The following is a 21700-nucleotide window of genomic DNA, read 5'->3' on the forward strand; positions in this document are numbered from 1 at the left end:
CAAATCGGCATCACGACAGGCAATAATTCTCGCATTGCCCACACGCGCTCTCACCAATGCGAGAGCCGCTTCGATAGAGATATTTCAACACGTTACGCTCTGGTAGTGAACATTAGACCTTTCGATCACCTGAACTGGATCCCAGCATGCAACATGACGTTTTCGGGCAAAAGACCTGCGTCACACGGCCCGAGACCCTGACCGAGTGGAATGCCGCACTGCTCGGGTTCCTTGCGCATTCCGCGGTGACGCCCAAGCATCTGATGGCCGTTCTTCAGGCGGAGCCGGGCTTTGCCCTTGGGCATGCGGTGAAAGGCTTGTTCTACCTGCTTCTCGGGCGGCGCGAACTCGTCGCTGTGGCGGAAGACGATCTTGCCGCTGCGCGCAAGGCGCTGTCCGAAGGCCACGCCGACGAGCGGGACCGGCAGTTTGTCGAGGCGCTCGCGGCCTGGCTGCAGGGGTATCCGTCGCGTTCTGTCCAACATCTCGAACAGGTGTTGCGCCGCCATCCCGAAGATGCCCTCGCGATGAAGCTGAGCCACGCGATCCGCTTCGTTCTGGGCGACGGGACCGGGATGCGCCGATCCGTCGAGCGCGTCTTGCCGGCCTACGCTCCGGACCACCCGGGCCACGGCTATCTTCTGGGCTGCCACGCCTTCGCGCTGGAAGAAACCGGCGACTATGAACGGGCCGAGATCGCGGGACGTCAGGCGCTCTGGACCGCGCCGGACGATGCCTGGGGCCTGCACGCCGTGGCGCATGTCCATGACATGACCGGCAACGCGCGGGCCGGCCTGAAATGGCTGGCGGGGCGCGAGAATGCCTGGGCGCATTGCAACAACTTCCGTTACCACGTCTGGTGGCACAAGGCGCTGCTGCATCTCGATCAGGGAGAGAACGACGCGGTGATCGAGCTCTACGACAGCGAGATCCGCAAGGACCGCACCGACGACTATCGCGATATCTCCAACGCCACCTCCCTGCTGATGCGGCTCGAACTGGAAGGTGTCGATGTGGCGGACCGCTGGCAGGAACTGGCCGATCTGAGCGCCGCGCGCACCCAGGATGGCTGCCTGATCTTCGCCGATCTGCACTATCTTATGGCCCTCACGGCCGAGCGGCGCAAAGCCGAGATCGCCACGCTGATGCGCCGGATGCAGCGTGATGCGACGACCGCAGCGCCGGACGAGTTCGAACAGCGTATGGCCCGGCCCGGTCTGGACGCGGCCGAGGGCGTTCGGGCCTTTGGAGAAGCACGCTACGGTGCGGCCTTCGCGCACCTGGTGAGGGCGCGGGAGGCAATGCAACTGGCTGGCGGAAGCCATGCGCAGCGCGACGTTTTCGAGCGCATGACGATCGATGCGGGCCTGCGCGCAGGTCGGCTGGATGACGCCGAACGAATCCTGAAAGAGCGGCAAGCGCTTCGCGCCGGGACCGAAGACGGATATACCGCCGTTCGGCGCGATTTGATCTCTATCGCGCGCGGCGAATCTGGGGCAGAGAGCGTTCCGGCCCAATAACTCGAACAAGGCGTAGAAAAGACCATGGCGACCGTTTCGCCCTCAGCAGACTTCGTTTCACTGCCGGTTAAACCGGCGGCGGCCGCGTCAACGACTCGTGATCCGCGGCTGGATTTCTATCGCGGCATCGCGATGTTCATCATCCTTGTCGCGCACATCCCGGACAACGCCTGGGCCGGCTGGATTCCGGCGCGGTTCGGCTGGTCCGACGCCACAGAGATCTTCGTGTTCTGTTCCGGCATGGCGTCGGCCATCGCCTTTGGCGGGGCTTTCCTGCGCAAGGGGTGGGCGATGGGCACCGCCCGCGTCGCCTTTCGAGTGTGGCAGGTCTACTGGGCGCACATCGCGTTGTTCTTCTTCGTGGCCATGGTGATGGCGGCGCTGGATACTTACGGAACGTTCGAGAGGAACTATGTCGAATCCTTGAATCTCGGCCATTTCTTCGACGATCCGATGACCCAGATCGTCGGGCTTTTTACGCTCACTTATGTGCCGAACTATTTCGATATCCTGCCGATGTACCTGGTGGTCCTGGCGCTGATGCCGCTCTTTATGGCCCTGGCAGGGTTTCGTTTGGCCGCCGTCGCGGGGGCCAGCATCGCGCTCTGGATCGGGGCCAATATCGGCCTGCTGTGGTTGCCGGCGGAACCCTGGTCGGATCGGGAATGGTTCTTCAACCCGTTCGGATGGCAGTTGCTGTTCTTCACCGGCTTCGCCTTCATGCGCGGCTGGCTGCCCGCGCCGCCGGTTTCGCCACTGCTGATCACGGCGGCGATAGCTTTTCTGGTTCTGTCGGCACCGTTCGGTTCGTGGAAAGTGGTGACATGGATCACGGCTGTCAGTCCGGATCTCGGCGACGCGCTGAAGGGGGTCTGGACCTGGGTCGGCGCGCAGGAACGGGCGACCGGGCTCAGCCTGCGCGACAAGACCGACTTCGGCGTGTTGCGCTATGTCCATTTCCTGTCGCTTGCCTACCTGGCCTGGGTCGTGGCGGGCGACGGCGGATGCAGGTTGCGGGCCGAGGGCAGTGGCGGGGCCGCAACGCTCTGGCGCGGCGTGCTGGCGGTGGTCACCAAGGTCGGCCAGCAGTCACTCGCCGTCTTCGTCTTTTCGATGGCCGTGGCGCGCGTTTTGGGCTTCGTTCTCGACATGACCGGGCGAAGCCCCGCGACATTTCTGCTGGTGAACCTGGGGGGGTTTGCAATGATCATCGCGGTTGCCTATCTGGCTGGTTGGTTCAAATCCCAACCGTGGCGGAGCAAACGGGCATGAGCCTTTCTCGCAGACGTTTTCTAGCCAGCGCTTCGGCTCTGGCCCTGACCGGACCGGCCTGGGCGACAACGCCCTTGCAGGCATTCGATCGCAACCTCGTCGTCTCGTTGGCGGAGGAACTGGCCGCAGGGCCCTATACCCCGCGCGAGATGGTGCCGCAGGAATGGCGCGATCTGACATACGAGCAGTACAAGCTTATCCGTTTCCGACCCGAAGCAGCGTTGTGGTATGGCACCGAGACGCCGTTCAACGTCGATTTCTTCACACCCGGTCTCTATTTCCCGCGCACCGTGAAAGTCGAGACGGTGGAGTCCGGCACGACCACTCCGGTCATGTTCGACATGTCGATGTTCGAGAAGTCCGAGACCGTGCCCGTGTTGCCGGTCGACGACACGCTCGGCTTCTCGGGCCTGCGCCTGCGCACCGAGATGCATCGCCCGGGACTGACGGATGAATTCTGCGTGTTCCAGGGGGCAAGCTATTTCCGCGCCATCGGTCTGGACCAGATCTATGGCCTGTCGGCGCGCGGGCTCGCGCTCAGGACCGGCGATCCCGAGGGCGAGGAATTCCCCGATTTCATACGCTTCTGGCTGGAACGACCGGAGCCGGGGCAGCGCAACATGATCGTGCACGCCTTGATGGACAGCCCCAGCGTGACGGGCGCCTATCGGTTCGATATCAGGCCGGGCCCGGCCTGCGTGATGGAGGTCGAAGCGACCCTGTTGGCCCGCGAGGCCCTGCCCCATGTGGGGCTGGGCCCGCTGACCAGCATGTTCCTGTTCGACGAGACCAACCGCGACCGGTTCGACGATTTCCGCCCGGCCGTGCACGACAGCGACGGCCTGATGATATTGAACGGCAATGGCGAGATCCTGTGGCGACCGCTCGCCAACCCGAAAACCCTGCAGGTTTCGTCGTTTCTCGACAGCGACCCGCGCGGGTTCGGGCTGATGCAACGTGCGCGGCGGCTCTCTGATTTCGCAGATCTTGAGGCACACTATCACCGCCGGCCGAGCCTGTGGGTCGAACCCCGCGGCGATTGGGGGCAGGGGGCGGTGACGCTGGTCGAGATCCCGGCGGATCAGGAAATCTATGACAACATCGTCGCCTACTGGCGCCCGAGGATCCCTTACGAGGCCGGCGCGCGGATCGATCTCGCCTATCGCCTGACCTGGGGCACGCAGGCGCCGATCGCAGCGGATTATGCACGGGTCATCAACACGCGGATGGGGCGCCACCTGCACGGCGGACGGATCGTGACGGTCGATTTCGCACCGCATCCGCTGCTGGAGGCCGGGCCCGAGGCGCTGGTGGCCGAGGTGTCCTCGCCTGATGTCGAGACCAGCACGGGTGTTTTGCAAAGAAATCCGGAAACCGGAGGGCTTCGTCTGGCGTTTACCTTCGAACCCGGCGAGCGGACGCTCGTCGAACTGCGCGCGCAATTGCGCAAGGAGGATCAGATGGCCAGTGAAGTTTGGCTCTACAGGTGGACTGCATGAGCACGGATCTGTGCATCATGCCGCCGCGCGCTCCGATGGAGATGCCGGCGCAGGATTTTCAGGCCGAGTTTCGCGACCGCGACGCCCCGGGTGCTGCGCCTGTGCGCGGCGTCTGGCTCTGGCGTCTGTTGGCGTTCGGACCGGCGCTGGTGGCGACCCTCGGCCTCACCTGGGTGATCCTCGGTTGGTTCTCGGACCAGGGCATCAACATAGTCGAAGGCATTCTGCTGACGCTCATCGCCTTCAATTTCTTCTGGATTGCTTTCACGGTCAGCACGGTCCTGCTCGGGCTGGTATCTCTGGGCCGGCGGCAGCGGCGCAACCGCCCGGTGCGGATCGAACCGCTCAAGGTCGCGCTGTTGATGCCGATTTACAACGAGGAGCCCTGGTATGTCCTCGGCAATGCGCGCTCGATGCTCGAGGAATTACGCGCGCGCGGCGGAATTCATAGCTATGACATGTTCATCCTGAGTGACACGCAGGACGACGACATCGCCGCGAAAGAGCGCGACAGCGTGCGCACCCTGCAGGCGTCCCTGTCGCCGGGGCTGACGCTCTACTACCGACGCCGGCCGCGGAACACCGACCGCAAGGTCGGCAACATCGCCGAATGGGTTTCGGGCTGGGGCGCGGCCTATCCCGCCATGCTGGTGCTGGACGCCGACAGTCTGATGACCGGCCGCGCCATCATCCGCCTGACCGACGCTTTGGCGCGTGACCCGGGGGCTGGCCTGATCCAGAGCTTTCCGCACCTGATCGGCGCGCAAACCATGTTCGCCCGGATGCAGCAATTCGCCAACGGGGTCTACGGAGAGGCCCTGGCCGAAGGCGTGTCGCGTTGGTGCGGGCAGGAGGGCAACTACTGGGGCCACAACGCGATCATCCGCACCGCCGCATTTGCGTCCTGTGCCGGGTTGCCGCACCTGCGCACGACCGGCGGGCGCGAACAACTGATCATGAGCCATGATTTCGTCGAGGCCGGGCTGCTGCGCCGCGCCGGATGGGGCGTGCGCTTCCTGCCGCGGATTCGTGGCAGCTATGAGGAAACGCCGCAGACGCTGATCGATCACATCCTGCGCGACAGGCGCTGGTGCCAGGGCAATCTGCAGCACCTGAAATTGCTGCGCTCGCGCGGGTTCCGCTCGATCTCGCGGTTCCACATGTTCCATGGCGCGGTCGGTTACCTGATGTCGCCGATCTGGTTCGCCCTGCTGGTGATGTGGGCGCTGATCGGCGTGGGCGAGGACGCAAGCGTGCTGACGTATTTCAACGCGTCGAACCCGCTGATACCGACCTGGCCCGAGGTGTCTGACTCGCGCCATGTGTTGATCATCGTGCTGATGTACGCGATGCTTCTTGCGCCCAAGCTGATGGCGATCCTCGCCATCCCGCTGACCGGTGCGCGGTTCGGCGAATTCGGCGGCGGCTGGCGCTTCGCGTTGTCCTTCCTGTCCGAAGTGCTGTTGGCGGTATTGTATGCGCCGATCCTGATGGTGCAGCAGATGGTGGCGGTGTTCCGGGTGATGTTCGGCCTGCAGAAGGGCTGGACTCCCCAGGCGCGCGCGGGTGGACACTATGGTGTCGCCACGCTGATAAAGTGCCACGCGATCGAGACGATCAGCGGCACGGCGCTCACCGCGGGCATTCTTGCCGGTCTCGTGTCGCCCTGGCTTTTGCCCATCGCGATCAGCCTGCTCTTCGCCGTGCCGCTCTCGGCGCTCAGCGGGATGGCGATGCCACGCCATGCGCAGGGTTGGATGGGCACGCGCGAGACCTATCGCGAGCCGCTCATTACACAGGCGGCACGGCATTACCGCGCACAGCTGAAATCGGCGCTTGAACCGGAAATGGTGCGCGCGCCGGCGGAGTGAGACTTACCGTGCCGTGATCTCTTCGAACCAGTCGAGGGCCATGTCGGCCCAGCCGTCCGGTATGCGATGCCCGCCAGGAAACAGGGCGAATTCCAGTGCACTGTCCGCCGCGCAGCCGGACCAGGCACGCCTCAGGAACGGGCCGGTTTCAGAATAGCCGCTGGGTTTTTCGTCAGGGCAGCGATTGGCCGCGCGCCAGATCTCCAGACCGGCGAAGATATCGCCCTGCTGGAACCGCTTGTTTCCGAGATACCGACCCTCAATCGGCACGGTCGTGTCCGACCATCCGTGGGTATGAAACAGCCGCACCGGCCCCGTGCAGTCGGTCGGGTGCGGGCGCCAAAAGCCCCCGGCCACGGGCGCATAGGCGGTGAAGGCGTCAGGAGACTGGCAGGCAATGTAGTTGACCATGAAGCCGCCGCCTGAGAACCCCGCCAACAACACCCGCGCGCGATCAAGGCCAAAGCGATCCGCCGCATCCGTTACGGCGTTCTCGAGGAACCCTGCTTCGTTACGCCCCTCCCAGCCGGGGTAGAAATTCCAGCCGCGCCCCGCGCCGTCTCCGATAATGCGCGACCCGCTGGGCGCGAGCACCGCGTACCCGCGCGCGAGGATCGGCTCCACCAGGGCGCGGTTGTTGCTCACGTTGCGCCCGTTGCTGTTCCAGCCGTGCAGGAAGACGACAACGGGGATCGCGTCGGTCGGCTCGGGCGGCAGGATGACATGATATTCGCCGCCCGCAACCGAACAGGCGGCCTCGGGCTCGGGCCCGCAGCGCGCCTGCGCCATCGTCGCAACGGCCGTCAGGGCGAGCGCGACCGCCGTCTTCGCGATCATTCAGCCGTTTCCGAATAGGGCGTGACGGGCAAATCCTTCGCCAGCCAGCCCGGTCCCGCGGCAGAGCCGAGCATCCCTGCGGGCACGTCGAGAATGTTGTTGAACCCGGCTTCGGTCAGCAAGGTGCTCAGCCGTGCGGAACGCACGCCGCGCGCGCAGATGAGCGCGATGGGCCGCGACCTGTCCGCACCGAGCGCGGCCGTCAATGCCTCGGGAAAGTCATCGCGCCGCATGTCGATGGGTCGGGCGTGTTCGGGTATCCCCGTGTCGCGCCATTCTTCAGGCTGGCGAATATCGACCAGAAGGATTGTGCCCTCGGCGGCCTGCCGGTGGGCGGCTTCGACGCTGAGATGGCCGCCGTCATAAACCGGCCGGGTCAGCAATCGATAGCCGGTCACGGCGGCAAACGTCGCGGCGGCTCCGGCCAGCACGAGGACGGCACGCCGCGACGGCGCGACCGTCCCCTTGCCCTGTGTGTCGGTCGTGGTCTTCGAGTTCATGCCAGCGTTTTAACACGAACCGGGCCGTTTGACGTGACCCACCAAAGCCAGCGCGATCAAGATCGCGTCAGCGGGCATGTTGCGGCTATGGCTGCGCCCGAGGATGAAAGATCGCAAAGATTATTGCGTTCCCAGCCCCATCGGGGCAGGGTCCGCGCCAGATGGGCCTTTCGGGGCTTGGGTGTGTTCAAAATTGAAAACCTTGTTAGTATTCTACGAATCGCGAAGCAGATAACGACCGTTGGCAGCTCTCATCCGGGCGCATGACGGCAGGGACGAGGACAACCTTTGCGCAGTTTGGGAACGGGAGCTGTACTGGCAGCGCTCTGGCTGCTGATGTCGGGGCTCTACAAGCCGTTGGTCCTGGGCTTGGGCGCGGCCTCGGTGCTGCTGGTGGTCTACGTCCTGTACCGGATGGACGAGGTCGATGGCGATCGGGTTCATATCGAGATCAGACCGCTGGCGGCGCTCGCCTATTTCGGCTGGCTCCTGGTCGAGATCGCCAAGTCGAACTGGGCCGTGACAAAGGTTGTCCTGTCGCCCAGCATGCCGATCGGGCAGCACATGTTTTCGGTGCCCTACAACCAACGCACCGATCTGGGGCAGGTGATCTATGCGAACTCGATCACGCTGACTCCGGGTACGCTCACGGTTGAAACGGATGTCGGGTTCTTTCTCGTACACGCACTGTCCTATGCGCCCGAGGACATGGGCGCGCTTGCGGACATGGATGCGCGGGTCGCGGCCATCGAAAAGTCGGAGGCCGCCTGATGTTCATCGTCGCAACCATCGCGCTCTTCATCGCGATGATCCTGGTGCTGATCCGCCTGTTCGCGGGGCCGACGCTTTATGACCGCGTCATGGCACTCAACATGTTCGGGACGCAGACCGTGCTGTTCATCGGCCTTCTCGGCTTCCTGACCGGGCGGCCGGATTTCCTCGACATCGCGCTGCTGTACGCGCTGATCAATTTCGTGGGGACGATCGCCATCCTCAAGTTCTTCCGCTATCGCGCGATCGGCGACGTGCGCCGCGACATCACCGAGGCTGACGGATGAGCGGTATGGAACTCGTGGTCGAAACCCTCAGCTGGGTCTTCATCCTGTCGGGATCGTTCTTCTCGATCGTCGGCGCGGTGGGTATCCTGCGCTTTCCGGATTTCTGGTCACGTCTGCACGCGGCGTCGATCAGCGACAGCGCCGGCGTCATCCTGCTGCTGCTCGGCATGGCGATGCAGGCAGGGTGGACCCTGATTACCGTCAAGCTGTTCATCATCCTCGCCTTTCTTTTCATCACCGGGCCGACCTCGACACACGCAGTGGCGAACGCGGCGCTGGTTTCCGGGCTGAAGCCGCGCTCGGCCGTCAAGTCCGGCACCAAGGGCAAGTCCGAAGACAAGACAGACGACAAGGCGGACACGGCATAGAACTCTTTATCGATATCGTCCTCTTCACGATGCTGGTGATGACCGCGCTGGCCGTCGTACGCACGCAGAGCCTGTTCGCGACGGCCATGCTGTCGGGCGTGTTCAGCCTGTTGTCGGCGCTGCTGCTGGTCACGTTGGACGCGGTCGACGTGGCCTTCACCGAGGCGGCCGTGGGCGCCGGCATCTCGACCGTGCTGATGTTGGGTACGTTGGCCCTGACCTCGCGTTTCGAGCGTCCCTCGACCCATTCCCCGGCGATCCCGCTTTTCGTCGTCTTCGTCACAGGCGCGACGCTGGTCTATGGCACGCTCGACATGCCGAGCCTCGGCGACCCGAATGCACCGGCGCATACCCATGTCGCACCCGACTACATCCAGCGCAGCCCGCACGAAATCGGCGTTCCGAACATGGTCACCGCCGTTTTGGCCAGCTACCGGGGTTATGACACGCTGGGCGAAACGGCCGTGGTCTTCACCGCAGCCGTCGGCGTTCTGCTCCTGCTCAGCGGGTTGCGCCGGCGTCGTCGCAAGGAAAGGGAGGACACCTGATGCGCCATCACCTGATCCTGCGAGTCATTACCAAGCTTCTGATCGGTTCGATCATGATCTTCGCGCTTTACGTGCAGTTTCATGGGGATTACTCCCCCGGTGGCGGCTTCCAGGCCGGGGTGATCATGGCGGTCGGCTTCATCATCTATGGCGTGGTCTTCAGCCTCGATGAGGCGCAGAAGGTTCTTCCGCCCTGGCTCGTGCACAAGCTTTCGGCGCTCGGGGTGCTGCTCTATGCAGGCACCGGGCTGGTCAGCATGTTCCTCGGTTACGAGTTCCTCAACTACAGTGCGATGACTCCTGATCATCCCGAGCACGGGCAGCACTACGGAATCCTGCTGGTCGAGTTGGGTGTCGGTATCACCGTGACCGGGGTCATGGTCACGATCTACTACGCCTTCACATCGCGGACGCCGATCATGGACGACGAGGCTTGGTAGGGATGCAGAATTTCGACTGGGCCTTCGTTCTCGGCCACATGAATTATTGGCTGTTCATCGTGCTCATGATGACCGGCTTCTACATCGTCGTGGCCAAGGGCAACCTGGTCAAGAAGATCGTGGGGCTGAATATCTTCCAGGTGTCGGTCTTCATGTTTTATATCTCGGTGGGCAAGATCGAGGGCGGCACCGCGCCGATCTTTCCGATCGACATGAACATCGACCCGACGGTCGCCTATTCCAACCCGCTGCCACACGTGTTGATCCTGACGGCGATCGTCGTCGGCGTCGCGACGACCTCGCTCGGGCTCGCACTGATCGTGCGCATCCGTGAGGAATACGGCACCATCGAGGAAGACGAGCTTCTGAAAATCGAGAAGGAACTGGCATTGCAGGATCTGCGCGCCCATAGCGAAGTCAAGGCCGAGCGCGTCGGATGAGCACGGAAACCGTCCCACACACGGCGATGACGCTGGTGGATCATCTGCCCGCTATCCAGGTGCTGTTGCCTTTCGTCATGGCGCCGCTTGTGGTCGTCGTCGGATCGCGCCGTCTGGCCTGGCCACTGACCTTCCTCGCGAGCGCGGCCGCGTTCGTGGTGTCGATCCTGCTTCTGATGCAGGTGATCGACGGGTCGATCATTTCCTATCACATGGGCGGCTGGGCACCGCCCCTGGGGATCGAATACAGGGTCGATGCGGCCAATGCCTTCGTGCTGCTGCTGGTGACGGCGATGAGCACGCTGGTCCTGCTTTTCGCCCGGCGCAGCGTCGAGGACGAGGTCTCGGCCAAGCATCATGCGCTGTTCTATACCGCCTTCCTGCTGTGCCTGAGCGGCCTGCTGGGCGTGGCGATCACGGGGGATGCGTTCAACATCTTCGTGTTCCTCGAGATCTCGTCACTGGCGACCTACGTGCTGATCGCGCAGGGTTCGGAACGAGACAAGCGCGCGCTGACGGCGTCCTATGACTACCTGATGATGGGTACGATCGGCGCGACCTTCTTCGTGATCGGGATCGGGTTTCTCTACATGGCGACCGGCACGCTGAACCTCGCCGACATCGCCGGCCGGATCGAGGATCTGGGCGACAACCGCACGGTGCGCGCGGGCTTCGCGTTCATCGTCGTCGGGATCGGCCTGAAAGTCGCGATGTTCCCGCTGCACAGCTGGCTGCCCAACGCCTACACCTACGCCCCCTCGATGGTGACGGCGTTTCTCGCGGCAACGGCGACCAAGGTGGCGGTGTACGTTCTCCTGCGCTTCGTCTTCTCGGTGTTCGATCCGGATTTCCTGTTCGGGACCAACACGCTCGCCTTCATCATTCTGCCACTGGCAGTGGTGGCGATGTTCTCGGCCAGTTTCGTCGCAATCTTCCAGAGTGATCTCAAGCGCATGCTGGCCTATTCCAGTATCGCGCAGATCGGCTACATCCTGCTCGGCATCGCCTTCCTGTCCGAAACAGGGGTCACGGCGGCCATCGTGCACCTGTTCAACCACGGGATCACCAAGGCCGCACTGTTCATGGCGGTCGGGGCTTACGTGTTCAGTGCCAAGGGCACATTTTATGACACGCTGCAGGGGATGGGACGGCAGATGCCTTTGACCTCGGCAGCGGTGGTGGTCGGCGGGCTCAGCCTGATCGGGGTTCCGGGCACGGCCGGGTTCATCTCGAAATGGGTTCTGGTCGAGGCGGCGCTTGAAAAGGGCTGGTGGCCGGTCGCCCTGCTGATCGTGCTGTCGAGCCTTCTGGCGGTGATCTATGTCTGGCGCGTTCTCGAAGTGCTCTACATGCAGCCGGCGTCCGAAAGCAGCACCGTGCGCGAAGCTCCGATGTCGATGGTGATCCCGATCTGGATCGGGGCGCTGGCCTGCATCTATTTCGGGCTTGATACCGATGTCACGCTGACCGCCGCGCGCACCGCTGCGCAGGGTCTTCTGGCCGGTTCGACCGGATTGCACTAGGGGGCGGCATGGACACCAACACAGCGATACTGGCCAGCATGTTGATCCCCGCGCTCGCGGCGGTGGGCAACATGCTGCTGCGCGACAGCGAAAACCTGCGCGATGGCATGACCTTTGTCGCGGCGCTGGCGACATTCGGTTGTGTGATGACCATCCTGTCCAACGAAGGCAGCGGAACCACTGACCCGCTGGTGCTGTTCTCGGTCATGCCGGGGCTCGACCTCGCCTTCAACGTCGAACCCCTTGGTCTGCTGTTCGCCATCGTCGCCAGCGGGCTCTGGATCGTGACGCATCTCTACGGCGTCGGCTACATGCGCGGCAACAACGAGGACCACCACGCGCGGTTCTTCTGTTTCTTCTCGATATCCATTGCCGCAACCATGGGCATCGCGTTCTCGGCCAACATGTTCACGCTGTTCCTGTTCTACGAGGCCCTGACTCTCGCGACCTTTCCGCTGGTCGCGCACAAGGGCACGCCCGAGGCGCGCAACGGGGCGCGCACCTATCTTGGCATCCTGATCGGCACCTCGATCGGGTTGCAACTGGTGGCGATCATCTGGACGTGGATGATTGCCGGCACGCTCGACTTCACCAAGGGCGGCATTCTTCAGGACCATATCGCCGGGCCAATGGTGGCGGTTCTGCTGGCGCTCTATGCCTTCGGGATCGGCAAAGCGGCCCTGATGCCGTTTCACCGCTGGCTGCCCGCCGCGATGGTCGCGCCGACCCCGGTTTCGGCACTGCTGCACGCGGTCGCGGTGGTCAAGGCCGGTGTTTTCACGATGCTGAAGGTGGGCATCTATATCTTCGGGATAGACTTCCTGGCCGAAACCGGCGCGTCGGAATGGTTGATGTGGCTGGCGGCCTTCTCGATCCTCGCGGCGTCGGTCGTCGCGATGACCAAGGACAACCTCAAGGCGCGGCTGGCCTATTCGACGGTGAGCCAGCTCAGCTACATCACGCTGGGCATGGCGCTGGCGACGTCGATGGGGGTGTTGGGCGGCGGGATGCATATCGCCATGCACGCGATGGGCAAGATCACGCTCTTCATGTGCGCAGGATCGATCTATGTCGCCCTGCACAAGACCGAGATCAGTCAGCTGGACGGTCTGGGCCGCATCATGCCGTTCACCTTCGGTGCTTTCCTGATAGGGGCCCTTTCGATCATCGGCCTGCCGCCGCTCGGCGGATCGTGGAGCAAGTGGCTGCTGGTGATGGGCGCGGCGGACACCGGGCAGATGGTGATGATCGCGGTTCTGATGATCAGTTCGCTGCTGAACGTGGCCTATCTGCTGCCGATCGTGGGGCGCGGTTTCTTCCTGCCCAACGCCGAGATCGCGGCCGATGCTCCCCGCGCCGAGGCGGGTCTTTTGGTTTGGCTGCCGCCGGTTCTGACCGCGGCCGGGTGCATCGCCCTGTTCTTCTTCGCCGGTCAGATCGAGATTTTCCTGTCGCCGCTGGTGGCAGAGTGAGGGGGCCGTGATGCGCAAGACCACACAGGACAACCCGGACAAGTATCCCGCTCTCGGACGTGCGTTCATGTGGGTGGACAGGCCGGGCGCACCAAAGCTGATCGTCTATGGGCTCTATATCCTCTGCGCGGGCCTGTTCGCGGCGGACTTCCTCTATCACAAGCACACCTATCTCGTGGTCGAGGAGATCCCGGGCTTCTACGCATTGTTCGGAGGCCTCGTCAGTGCCGCGCTCATCATCGTCGCCACAGGGATGCGGGCGATCCTGAAACGGGACGAGAGCTACTACGCGCCGAACGACGTCGAAGCCGAACCTTACCCCGAGGACCAGCTGGACAGGGTGCGCTACGATGACTGAGCAGCTTCCCACCGCTTTCCTCTTCGTGCTCGGCGCGCTGATCCTGCCGGTACTGCCGCGTGGAGCGGTGAGGGCGCTGTTTCTGGTCGCGGTCCCGATCGTCGCCGCCTGGCAAATCTGGACCACGCCGCTGGGCACCTCGATGCAGGTCGATTTCTTCGGCTTCACGCTCGAGCTCATGCGGGTGGACAGGCTCAGCCGCATCTTCGCGCTGGTGTTCTGCCTCGCGGCGTTTCTGGGCAATCTCTACGCTTGGCATCTCAGGGACACGGTGCAGCAGGTTGCGGCGCTGCTTTACGCGGGCGCGGCCATCGGTGCGGTCTTTGCGGGTGATCTGATCACACTGTTCATATACTGGGAAGGCACGGCGATCTCGTCTGTCTTCCTGATCTGGGCGCGGGGCACGCAGGGGGCCTATCACACCGGGATGCGCTATCTGCTGATCCAGGTCGGATCGGGGGTGATCCTTCTGGCGGGAGTGATCCTGCTCTATAGCGAGACCGGCAGCATCGCGTTCCAGCGGATGGAACTCGGCTCGCTCGCGACATGTCTGATCTTTCTCGCGTTCGGCATCAAGTGCGCCTTCCTGTTGTTGCACAACTGGTTGCAAGACGCCTATCCCGCAGCAACCGTCACCGGCACTGTCATCCTGTCAGCCTTCACCACGAAGCTGGCGATCTATGCGCTGGCGCGTGGGTTCGCGGGCACGGAGATCCTGATCTACATCGGGGTGGCGACCGCGCTCTACCCGCTGATCTGGGCGCAGATCGACAACAACCTGCGCCGGGTTCTGGCCTATGCACTGAACCTTCAGCAGGGGTTCATGCTGGTCGGAATTGGCCTTGGTACCGAACTGGCGCTGAACGGCGCGGTTGCGCACGCGGTGGTGGGCGTGGCCTATGGCATGCTGCTGTTCATGTGCACCGGAGCGGTGCTGTTCCGCACGGGTACCGCCAAGGCGAGCGATCTGGGCGGGCTCTATCGCACGATGCCGCTGACGATGCTCTTCTGCCTGATCGGCGCGGCGTCGATCTCGGCCTTTCCGCTGTTCGCCGGGTTCGCCACCAAGTCGCTGATCCTGTCGGCATCGCTGAAGGAACAGCACTACATGGTCTGGGGCGCGATGCTTCTGGCCTCGGCGGGTGTGTTCCTCACCACCGGGCTGCGCATTCCCTATTTCGCTTTCTTTGCCAAGGACAGCGGATTGCGACCCAAGGAGGCACCGTGGAACATGCTGCTGGCGATGGCGGTGACGGCGGTGCTTTGTATCGCGTTCGGGTCCTATCCCGTCCCGCTCTACGCGCTGTTGCCTTATGATGTGGACTACTCGGCCTACTCGACCACGCACGTGATCACGCAGCTTCAACTGCTGGTCTTCTCGACCCTGGCCTTTGCGGTTCTGATGCGGGCGGGGCTCTATCCGACCGCGCTGAAATCGGTCAACCTCGACACTGACTGGAGTTATCGCCGCCTCCTGCCGCGTATTGTCGGCGGGATCGGCGAGACGCTCGGATCTGCCATGGCACGGATGTCGAGCATGGTGAACGACGGGCTGCGCAGCCTCATCATCCGGATGTATCACAGCTATGGGCCGCAGGGCAGGATCGCGCAGTTCTGGCCGACCGGGTCGATGGTGCTCTGGATCGCGATTCTGCTGGGCGTCACGCTGATCGTGAACTTCGTGTCCTAGACGGGCGATCTTGCAGTCGCTGCGCATGAAGTAAAAAAGGGGCCACGCACGGCGCAGCCCCCTTGTTTCAGGTGGTCGGTCTTGCTCAGATACCCCATTTCGCACGGGTCTCGTCAAAGAATCCCTGCGCCTGTTTCACCTTGACCCAGTTGTTGACGTAGTTGATCCAGACTTGGTCGTCCTGCGGTAACAGCATCGCGATCGGCGTGGGCGCGCGCGGCTCTGTCCCCGGCACCCGGACGACGCCGAATTTCTCTTCCAGCGTCGCGCCCTCGATGTTGGAAGTGATGAACACGTCGGCCCGCCCGGACAGGACCTCCTGGAAGCCGCGTGCGGGCGCTTCCACGACCTTGATCTCGGCGTTCGGGAACCATTCGCGGGCCATGGCTTCGAATGTCGTGCCGAGAGTCGTCGCCACCGTCACACCGGGTTGGTTGATCGAGTCATAGCCATCGAACTTGTCTGCCAGGTCGGGCGTCGTAAAGGGAAAGATCTCGACCGCGATGTAACTTTCGGAAAAGCCCGCGACCTTCATGCGCGCCGGAGAGATCGAGGCCGATCCGGTCATGTGGTACTTGCCGGCCACGACGCCGTTCACCAACGTCTTCCAGTCGGTCGGCACGAACTCGACTTCGACGCCCAGATCGGCGGCCAGTTCGGTCATCACGTCGATGTCGAACCCCTTGTAGCTGTTGGTCGCCGGGTCGCGCAGCGTCATCGGGTTCCAGTCGCCGGTGGTCCCGACCTTCAGAACGCCGCTGTCCAGGACTTCGTTCAAGGCGGATTGCGCCTGCGCACCGACCGCGAGCCCGATGCTGAGCAGGCCGGCGGCCAGTGTGGTGGTCCAGTGTTTCATGTGGTTTCCCCTGTTGTCCGGCCGCGCGACCGGGCCCTGTGTTCTTTATTGAACCTTGAACTAACTAATACTCCACCGATAACCTCAAGAAAATTCTTCCCTGCGGGGAGCCGGCGCAGGGAGCCGACGACATGAGTCAAACCACCATCGAAATGGTCGGCGTGAACAAGTGGTTCGGGGATTTTCATGTTCTCAAGGACATCGACCTGACCGTCGCGGCAGGAGAACGCGTGGTGATCTGCGGGCCGTCCGGGTCGGGAAAATCAACCGTCGTGCGCTGCATCAACCGTCTGGAACGACATCAATCCGGTCTGATCCGTGTCGACGGGATCGAGCTGACCGACGACGACCGGACGGTGGCCGCGATCCGCTCGGAGGTCGGCATGGTGTTCCAGCAGTTCAACCTGTTCCCGCACCTGACCGTGCTGGAAAATCTGGTGTTGGGCCCGATGAAGGCGCGTGGCCTTTCGCGGACCGATGCCGAGGCGCGGGCGCGGCGCTATCTCGACCGGGTGCGCATCCCGGAACAGGCGGACAAGCGCCCAGCGCAGCTGTCCGGCGGCCAGCAGCAACGTGTCGCGATTGCCCGATCCTTGTGCATGGAGCCCAAGGTCATGCTGTTTGACGAACCAACGTCGGCGCTGGACCCCGAGATGATCTCGGAAGTGCTCGACGTGATGGTTGGATTGGCCGAGGACGGCATGACGATGATCGTGGTGACCCACGAGATGGGCTTTGCACGGAAGGTGGCCGACAAGATGGTGTTCATGGACGCTGGCGAGATCGTCGAAACCGGACCGCCCGAGGCATTCTTCGCCAATCCTGGGTCGGATCGGTGCCGGGCGTTCCTCGGTCGGATCCTGCAGCATTGACCTTGCGCAGGATCACGCCCTTCGCGCTTCTGTTCTGCTGCATTCTGCTTGCGGGCTGCGCCTCGAGTTCAAATTGGGGATGGTACGTCGTCAACCCGATGACACCGGCGGGTTGGACCAACCTCAAGTTCCTTGTGAACGGCATGGGCGCGACGATCCTGATCTCACTGATCGCCGCGTCCATCTCAATCGTGCTGGGTTTGTTGGTGGCCTTGCCCGGCTTGTCCGAGCGGCGGGGGCTGCGCATCGTCAACCGGGTCTACGTGGAACTCGTGCGCTCGATTCCGCTCTTGCCGATGCTGTTCTGGGTGTTCTACGGCCTGCCGCTGGTCTTCAGGTCGATGGGGCTGGACATCCCGATCGATCCGTTCTGGGGCGCGATCATCACGCTGGCGATTTCCGACAGCGCCTTCACGGCGGAAATCTATCGGGCCGGGATCCAGTCCATCGCGAAGGGGCAGACCGAGGCCGCGCGCACCATCGGGCTGACCTATGTCCAGACCATGCGCTACGTGATCCTGCCCCAAGCGATCCGGCGCATCCTGCCGCCGCTGGCCAACCAGTTCATCTACATCGTCAAGATGAGCGCATTCGCCAGCGTGATCGGAATGCAGGAACTGACGCGGCGGGCGAACGAACTGGTGGTCACCGAGTACCGCCCGCTGGAGATCTACAGCTTCCTGATCCTTGAATACCTTGTGCTGGTCCTCGTCATCAGCGCCGGGGTGCGCTGGCTGGAGCGGCGGATGGGGGCGGATGAACGGAGCTAGGTATGGCGTCCTGGCAATGTAGTGTCGGTGGCACCGCAGGGATCGCCGCAAGCCGTCTGTTTCTCAGCTGAACAGGGCCGCCGTCAGGCGACGGGCGCCGTCGAGCAGAATGGCGCGATTGGCCACGGCCTCGGTCAGGCTGACCCGCTGGGCCGGCCCGTGGAACGCCAGCGCGGCGACAAACCGGCCCTGCGTGTCGCGGATCGGAACTGCGATCGCGACCATGCCTTCCACGAATTCCTCCTGATCGAGCGCATAGCCCCTTTCCGCGATCTCGGCGAGATCCTGCAGAAGGCTGGCCGGATCGGTATGGGTCCTTGGGGTCAGGGGGGCCAGTGTCAGGGCCGACACGAAAGCCTTGCGCGCCGGAGCGGGCAGGCTGGCCATGAAGGTCTTGCCACTGGCGGTGCAATGAAACGGCACGTTTGAGCCAACCGGCAGTTGGACCCGGAAGGGCCAGTCTGTCTCAACCCGGTCGAGATAGCTCATTCCGGTGTCTTCCGGAACCACGAAATTGACCGTCTCGCGGACCTGTCGTGCGACGTCCATCAGGATCTGGTGGCGCGCGATATGCAAGCGTGACGCAAAGAGCAGGCCCGTGCCCAGTTCGCGCGCACGGCGGCTGGGGCTGAACCGCTTGCCGTTGCCGGGCCGGGTCAGGAACCCTTCGGCCTCGAGCGTTGCGCAGAGCCTGTGCACGGTCTGCTTGGGCAGGTCCAGCCGCGCGTTGATCTCTGTCGCGGTCAGCGGCTCGTCGGCCTGTCCCAGAACTTCGAGCAGCAACAGCGTGCGCAGGTTGGTCGGAATGCGACCGCCCGCGCTCATCGGCGCGCGCCGGGACCGTGGGGGAACAGAATCATTGAGTTTGTCCGATTTGGCATTAGCGTAAAGCTATCACAAAAAACAGGATAATAAGTCTCATTTTTTGATATACGGGGGGATGCGGTTGGAGTTCGACTTCGTCATCGTGGGTGCCGGCTCTGCGGGATGCGTTCTGGCAAACCGCTTGTCGGCGAACGGACGATACCGCGTCGCGCTGCTTGAAGCCGGACCCCGTGACACGAACCCGTGGATTCATATCCCGGTCGGGTATTTCAAGACGATGGGCCATCCCGGGACCGATTGGCGCTATCGCACGCAGTCCGATCCGGGGCTGAACGGGCGGTCGATCCCCTGGCCACGCGGTCGGGTTTTGGGCGGGTCCAGCTCGATCAACGGGCTGCTCTACGTGCGCGGCCAGCCGCAGGATTTCGACGGATGGGCGCAGATGGGCAATCCGGGATGGTCCTGGGAGGAGGTGTTGCCCTATTTCAAGCGGTCCGAGACCTGGAAAGGCACGCCCGCCGGTGACTTGCGGGGCAGGGATGGTCCGCTGTCGGTTTCGCCGACGCGGCTGAAACGCGACATCGTGGACAAGTGGATCGAAGCCGCCAAGGCTGCCGGCTATCGCCAGACACAGGACTACAATTCCGAGGATCAGGAAGGCGTCGGATATTTCCAGCTGACGCTAGACAAGGGGCGGCGCTGCAGCTCCGCCGTGGCTTACCTGAAACCGGCGCGCGGGCGAGACAATCTGACCATCCTGACCGATGCACAGGCCGAGCGGTTGATCCTGCGCGACGGGCGCGCTGCCGGCGTGCGCGCCGTGATCGCAGGCAAATCGGTCGAGATCGCTGCGAATTGCGAGGTCATCCTCTCTGCCGGTGCGATCGGCTCACCGCAGATCCTGATGCTCTCGGGCATCGGTGACGCGGACGAACTGGCTGATCATGGCATTGCAGTTCAGACCGATCTCAAAGGTGTGGGGCGCAACCTGCAGGACCATTTGCAAGCGCGACCTGTGTTCAAGACGGATCTGTCGACCATCAATATCGAGACCAGCAACCTGCTGAAACAGGTGGGCATCGCGCTGCAATACGCTGTCAGGCAGACCGGGCCGATGACGATGGCCGCCAGTCTTGGGACCGGGTTTCTCAAGACGGAATCGCATCTGGACACGCCCGATATCCAGTTCCACATCCAACCCTTCAGCGCCGACAGCCCGGCCGAGGGACCGCATCGGTTCTCGGCCTTCACTGCCTCGGTCCTGCAGCTGCGCCCGGAAAGCACGGGCCGGCTACGGCTGAAATCCGCGGACATGCGCGACCATCCCCTGATCGATCCGAACTACCTGGCGACCGACACCGATTGCCGCACGATCGTGAAGGGTATCCAGATCGCGCGCCGGATCGCCCGGCTCGAACCGCTGAAGTCGCACGTGACCGAGGAACACGCGCCGGGCGCGGAGGTCGCGCTCGACGACGAGGCGGCGACGCTGGACTGGGCGCGGGACACGGCCACGACGATCTATCACCCCACGGGCACGTGCAAGATGGGGGCCGACCCGATGGCGGTGGTCGACCATCGTCTTCGGGTGCATGGCATCCGGGGGCTGCGGGTGGCGGATGCCTCGATCATGCCCCGGATCACCTCGGGCAACACCAACGCCCCGGCGATCATGATCGGGGAGAAAGCATCGGACATGGTATTGGAGGACGCGCGGCCATGACGCAAGCCGGCCCCCGCAGTCGCCTTTGGGCGCGGGCCGATCACAACGAAAGGAATGAAGGCGGACATCCGAAAGGGAGGAAAACATGTTTGAATTCAGATCACTGACCAAATACGCCGCCGCGGTGGCGCTGGGGGCCACGGCCTTCGCCAGTACGGCCGCCGCCGAAGTGACCATTCGCGTGCAATCGGTCATCCCGGCCAAGGCCGACGAGGTCTTCATGCTCGAGGATTTCGCTGCTGACGTGAAGGCGCTGACCAATGGCGAAGTCATCATCGAGGTGCTGCCCGCCGGGGCGGTGGTCGGCGTGCGCGAAACGCTCGACGCGGTCGACAGCGGATTGATCGAGGGCGGGTTCGCCTGGACGCATTATTGGTCCGGCAAGCACCCGGCGGCGATGCTGTTCGGCAGCCCGGTCGCGGGCGCAGGGGTCGGCATCGACAACATCGCCTTTGTCAGCTGGTTCCAGTACGGCGGCGGCAAGGAACTTTACGACCAGCTCTGGGAGGAGATGGGCGTCAATGTGAAGGGCTTCATGCTGCAACCCGTCGGCCCCGAGGCGCTTGGCTGGTTCAAGGAGCCCATCGCCAGCATGGAAGATTTCCGCAAATACCGCTTCCGGACGCCTCCGGGCATTCCGGGCCAGACCTACAAGGACATCGGCGTCGCCTCGGTCGCCATGGGCGGAGGAGACATTCTGCCCGCGCTGGAGAAGGGCACGATCGACGCAGCCGAGTGGTGCTGCCCCAAGCCCGACAGCGTGTTCGGCTTCCAAAAGGTTCTGAAGCACTATTACCTTCAGGGGCTGCACCAGGTCGTGGTGAACGCCGATCTCTACATTAACGGTGATGTCTATGACTCGCTGACGCCAATGCAGCAGAAGGCCATGGAGGTGGCCGCCAACGCGTCGCTGTCCAAGTCGATGTCCTATCGCATCTACGAGAACGGCAAGGCGCTCAAGGACCTGGTCGAAAACCACGGCGTCATCCTGCATGACACCCCGGCGGATTACTTCTCGGAATACATGGCGGCAGCCAAGGCGTCGCTTGAGAAGAACGCCGAAGAAAACGAGTTCTTCGCCAAGGTCTGGCAAAGCCAGAAGGATTTCGCCGAGATCGCCGTGCCGTTCTGGGCCGGGGCTCAGACCTCCAACGCGAATCTCGGACGGGCTTTCGCGGACACGCTCAAGAACTGACCTTTCGGGCCACGGCGCTGTTGCAGCGCCGTGGTGCCTTAGCCCGCCAGGGCCCGCACGAGC

At 63.4% G+C, this 21700-nt stretch carries 22 protein-coding genes; 18 read left to right on the forward strand and 4 right to left on the reverse strand.

Going from position 1 to position 21700, the window contains the following annotated elements; genetic code table 11:
* Positions 1-146: 146 nt before the first annotated feature.
* From JF290_RS05930 to mdoH, 4 genes are read left to right on the forward strand one after another with little or no spacing between them, the layout of a single operon-like run.
* The gene (locus JF290_RS05930) at positions 147-1520 is read left to right on the forward strand and encodes a tetratricopeptide repeat protein (RefSeq protein WP_199023842.1); all 1374 of its coding nucleotides are present in this window, start codon (positions 147-149) and stop codon (positions 1518-1520) included.
* A 24-nt stretch (positions 1521-1544) separates the two neighbouring features.
* Positions 1545-2792 carry an OpgC family protein gene (locus tag JF290_RS05935; RefSeq protein WP_199023843.1) on the forward strand — a complete coding sequence of 416 codons (1248 nt, stop codon included), beginning with the start codon at positions 1545-1547 and terminating at the stop codon, positions 2790-2792.
* Positions 2789-4291 (forward strand): OpgD/OpgG family glucan biosynthesis protein, encoded by a 1503-nt coding sequence (locus JF290_RS05940; RefSeq protein WP_199023844.1) that lies wholly within the window; start codon positions 2789-2791, stop codon positions 4289-4291. Before JF290_RS05935 ends, JF290_RS05940 begins: the two co-directional genes overlap by 4 nt.
* Positions 4288-6162, forward strand: a complete 1875-nt coding sequence (gene mdoH / locus JF290_RS05945; protein WP_199023845.1) for a glucans biosynthesis glucosyltransferase MdoH — start codon at positions 4288-4290, stop codon at positions 6160-6162. Before JF290_RS05940 ends, mdoH begins: the two co-directional genes overlap by 4 nt.
* Before the next feature lie 3 nt (positions 6163-6165).
* Here the strand turns inward: mdoH and JF290_RS05950 are convergent, their stop codons facing one another.
* Positions 6166-6999, reverse strand: coding sequence for a CE1 family esterase (locus tag JF290_RS05950; RefSeq protein WP_199023846.1), 834 nt, complete (start codon positions 6997-6999; stop codon positions 6166-6168).
* Complete coding sequence (locus tag JF290_RS05955; protein ID WP_199023847.1) at positions 6996-7499, reverse strand: rhodanese-like domain-containing protein; 504 nt, start codon at positions 7497-7499, stop codon at positions 6996-6998. The genes JF290_RS05950 and JF290_RS05955 overlap by 4 nt, the downstream gene beginning before the upstream one ends.
* Positions 7500-7796: 297 nt before the next feature.
* Between JF290_RS05955 and JF290_RS05960 the strand changes: the two genes are divergently transcribed.
* The 10 genes from JF290_RS05960 to JF290_RS06005 are packed head-to-tail and all read left to right on the forward strand — an operon-like array spanning position 7797 to position 15396.
* Complete coding sequence (locus JF290_RS05960) at positions 7797-8270, forward strand: Na+/H+ antiporter subunit E (protein WP_233155162.1); 474 nt, start codon at positions 7797-7799, stop codon at positions 8268-8270.
* A complete protein-coding gene (locus tag JF290_RS05965) occupies positions 8270-8557 on the forward strand; it encodes an MrpF/PhaF family protein (RefSeq protein ID WP_199023848.1) in 288 nt (95 codons plus the stop codon). Before JF290_RS05960 ends, JF290_RS05965 begins: the two co-directional genes overlap by 1 nt.
* The gene (mnhG, locus tag JF290_RS05970) at positions 8554-8925 is read left to right on the forward strand and encodes a monovalent cation/H(+) antiporter subunit G (protein ID WP_199023849.1); all 372 of its coding nucleotides are present in this window, start codon (positions 8554-8556) and stop codon (positions 8923-8925) included. Before JF290_RS05965 ends, mnhG begins: the two co-directional genes overlap by 4 nt.
* Before the next feature lie 14 nt (positions 8926-8939).
* Positions 8940-9473 (forward strand): DUF4040 domain-containing protein, encoded by a 534-nt coding sequence (locus JF290_RS05975; protein WP_328701213.1) that lies wholly within the window; start codon positions 8940-8942, stop codon positions 9471-9473.
* On the forward strand, positions 9473-9913 hold the full coding sequence (locus JF290_RS05980; RefSeq protein ID WP_199023850.1) for a Na(+)/H(+) antiporter subunit B: 441 nt from the start codon (positions 9473-9475) through the stop codon (positions 9911-9913). Before JF290_RS05975 ends, JF290_RS05980 begins: the two co-directional genes overlap by 1 nt.
* 2 nt (positions 9914-9915) lie before the next feature.
* On the forward strand, positions 9916-10353 hold the full coding sequence (locus JF290_RS05985) for a cation:proton antiporter subunit C (protein WP_199023851.1): 438 nt from the start codon (positions 9916-9918) through the stop codon (positions 10351-10353).
* The gene (locus JF290_RS05990; protein ID WP_199023852.1) at positions 10350-11876 is read left to right on the forward strand and encodes a monovalent cation/H+ antiporter subunit D family protein; all 1527 of its coding nucleotides are present in this window, start codon (positions 10350-10352) and stop codon (positions 11874-11876) included. The genes JF290_RS05985 and JF290_RS05990 overlap by 4 nt, the downstream gene beginning before the upstream one ends.
* An 8-nt stretch (positions 11877-11884) precedes the next feature.
* Positions 11885-13348, forward strand: a complete 1464-nt coding sequence (locus JF290_RS05995) for a proton-conducting transporter transmembrane domain-containing protein (protein ID WP_199023853.1) — start codon at positions 11885-11887, stop codon at positions 13346-13348.
* Positions 13349-13358: 10 nt separating this feature from the next.
* Complete coding sequence (locus JF290_RS06000; RefSeq protein ID WP_199023854.1) at positions 13359-13706, forward strand: hypothetical protein; 348 nt, start codon at positions 13359-13361, stop codon at positions 13704-13706.
* The gene (locus tag JF290_RS06005; protein WP_199023855.1) at positions 13699-15396 is read left to right on the forward strand and encodes a Na(+)/H(+) antiporter subunit D; all 1698 of its coding nucleotides are present in this window, start codon (positions 13699-13701) and stop codon (positions 15394-15396) included. The genes JF290_RS06000 and JF290_RS06005 overlap by 8 nt, the downstream gene beginning before the upstream one ends.
* A gap of 85 nt (positions 15397-15481) precedes the next feature.
* Here JF290_RS06005 and JF290_RS06010 read toward each other — a convergent pair whose 3' ends face one another.
* Positions 15482-16252, reverse strand: a complete 771-nt coding sequence (locus tag JF290_RS06010) for a transporter substrate-binding domain-containing protein (protein ID WP_199023856.1) — start codon at positions 16250-16252, stop codon at positions 15482-15484.
* Positions 16253-16383: 131 nt separating this feature from the next.
* Between JF290_RS06010 and JF290_RS06015 the strand changes: the two genes are divergently transcribed.
* Positions 16384-17124, forward strand: coding sequence for an amino acid ABC transporter ATP-binding protein (locus JF290_RS06015; RefSeq protein ID WP_199023857.1), 741 nt, complete (start codon positions 16384-16386; stop codon positions 17122-17124).
* 98 nt (positions 17125-17222) lie between these two features.
* Complete coding sequence (locus JF290_RS06020) at positions 17223-17894, forward strand: amino acid ABC transporter permease (RefSeq protein ID WP_199023858.1); 672 nt, start codon at positions 17223-17225, stop codon at positions 17892-17894.
* A 63-nt stretch (positions 17895-17957) separates the two neighbouring features.
* On the opposite strand, the gene JF290_RS06025 is transcribed toward JF290_RS06020, so the two are convergent.
* Positions 17958-18719 carry an IclR family transcriptional regulator gene (locus JF290_RS06025; RefSeq protein ID WP_199023859.1) on the reverse strand — a complete coding sequence of 254 codons (762 nt, stop codon included), beginning with the start codon at positions 18717-18719 and terminating at the stop codon, positions 17958-17960.
* A 115-nt stretch (positions 18720-18834) separates the two neighbouring features.
* On the opposite strand from JF290_RS06025, the gene JF290_RS06030 reads away from it, so the two are divergent.
* Both JF290_RS06030 and JF290_RS06035 read left to right on the forward strand, forming a co-directional pair.
* The gene (locus JF290_RS06030; RefSeq protein ID WP_233155164.1) at positions 18835-20442 is read left to right on the forward strand and encodes a GMC family oxidoreductase; all 1608 of its coding nucleotides are present in this window, start codon (positions 18835-18837) and stop codon (positions 20440-20442) included.
* Positions 20443-20527: 85 nt separating this feature from the next.
* Complete coding sequence (locus JF290_RS06035) at positions 20528-21637, forward strand: TRAP transporter substrate-binding protein (protein ID WP_199023860.1); 1110 nt, start codon at positions 20528-20530, stop codon at positions 21635-21637.
* The last annotated feature ends 63 nt before the right edge of the window (positions 21638-21700 follow it).

Origin of the sequence: Sedimentitalea arenosa, assembly GCF_016428585.1 — a bacterium.
In the GTDB taxonomy this organism is placed as follows: domain Bacteria; phylum Pseudomonadota; class Alphaproteobacteria; order Rhodobacterales; family Rhodobacteraceae; genus Sedimentitalea; species Sedimentitalea arenosa.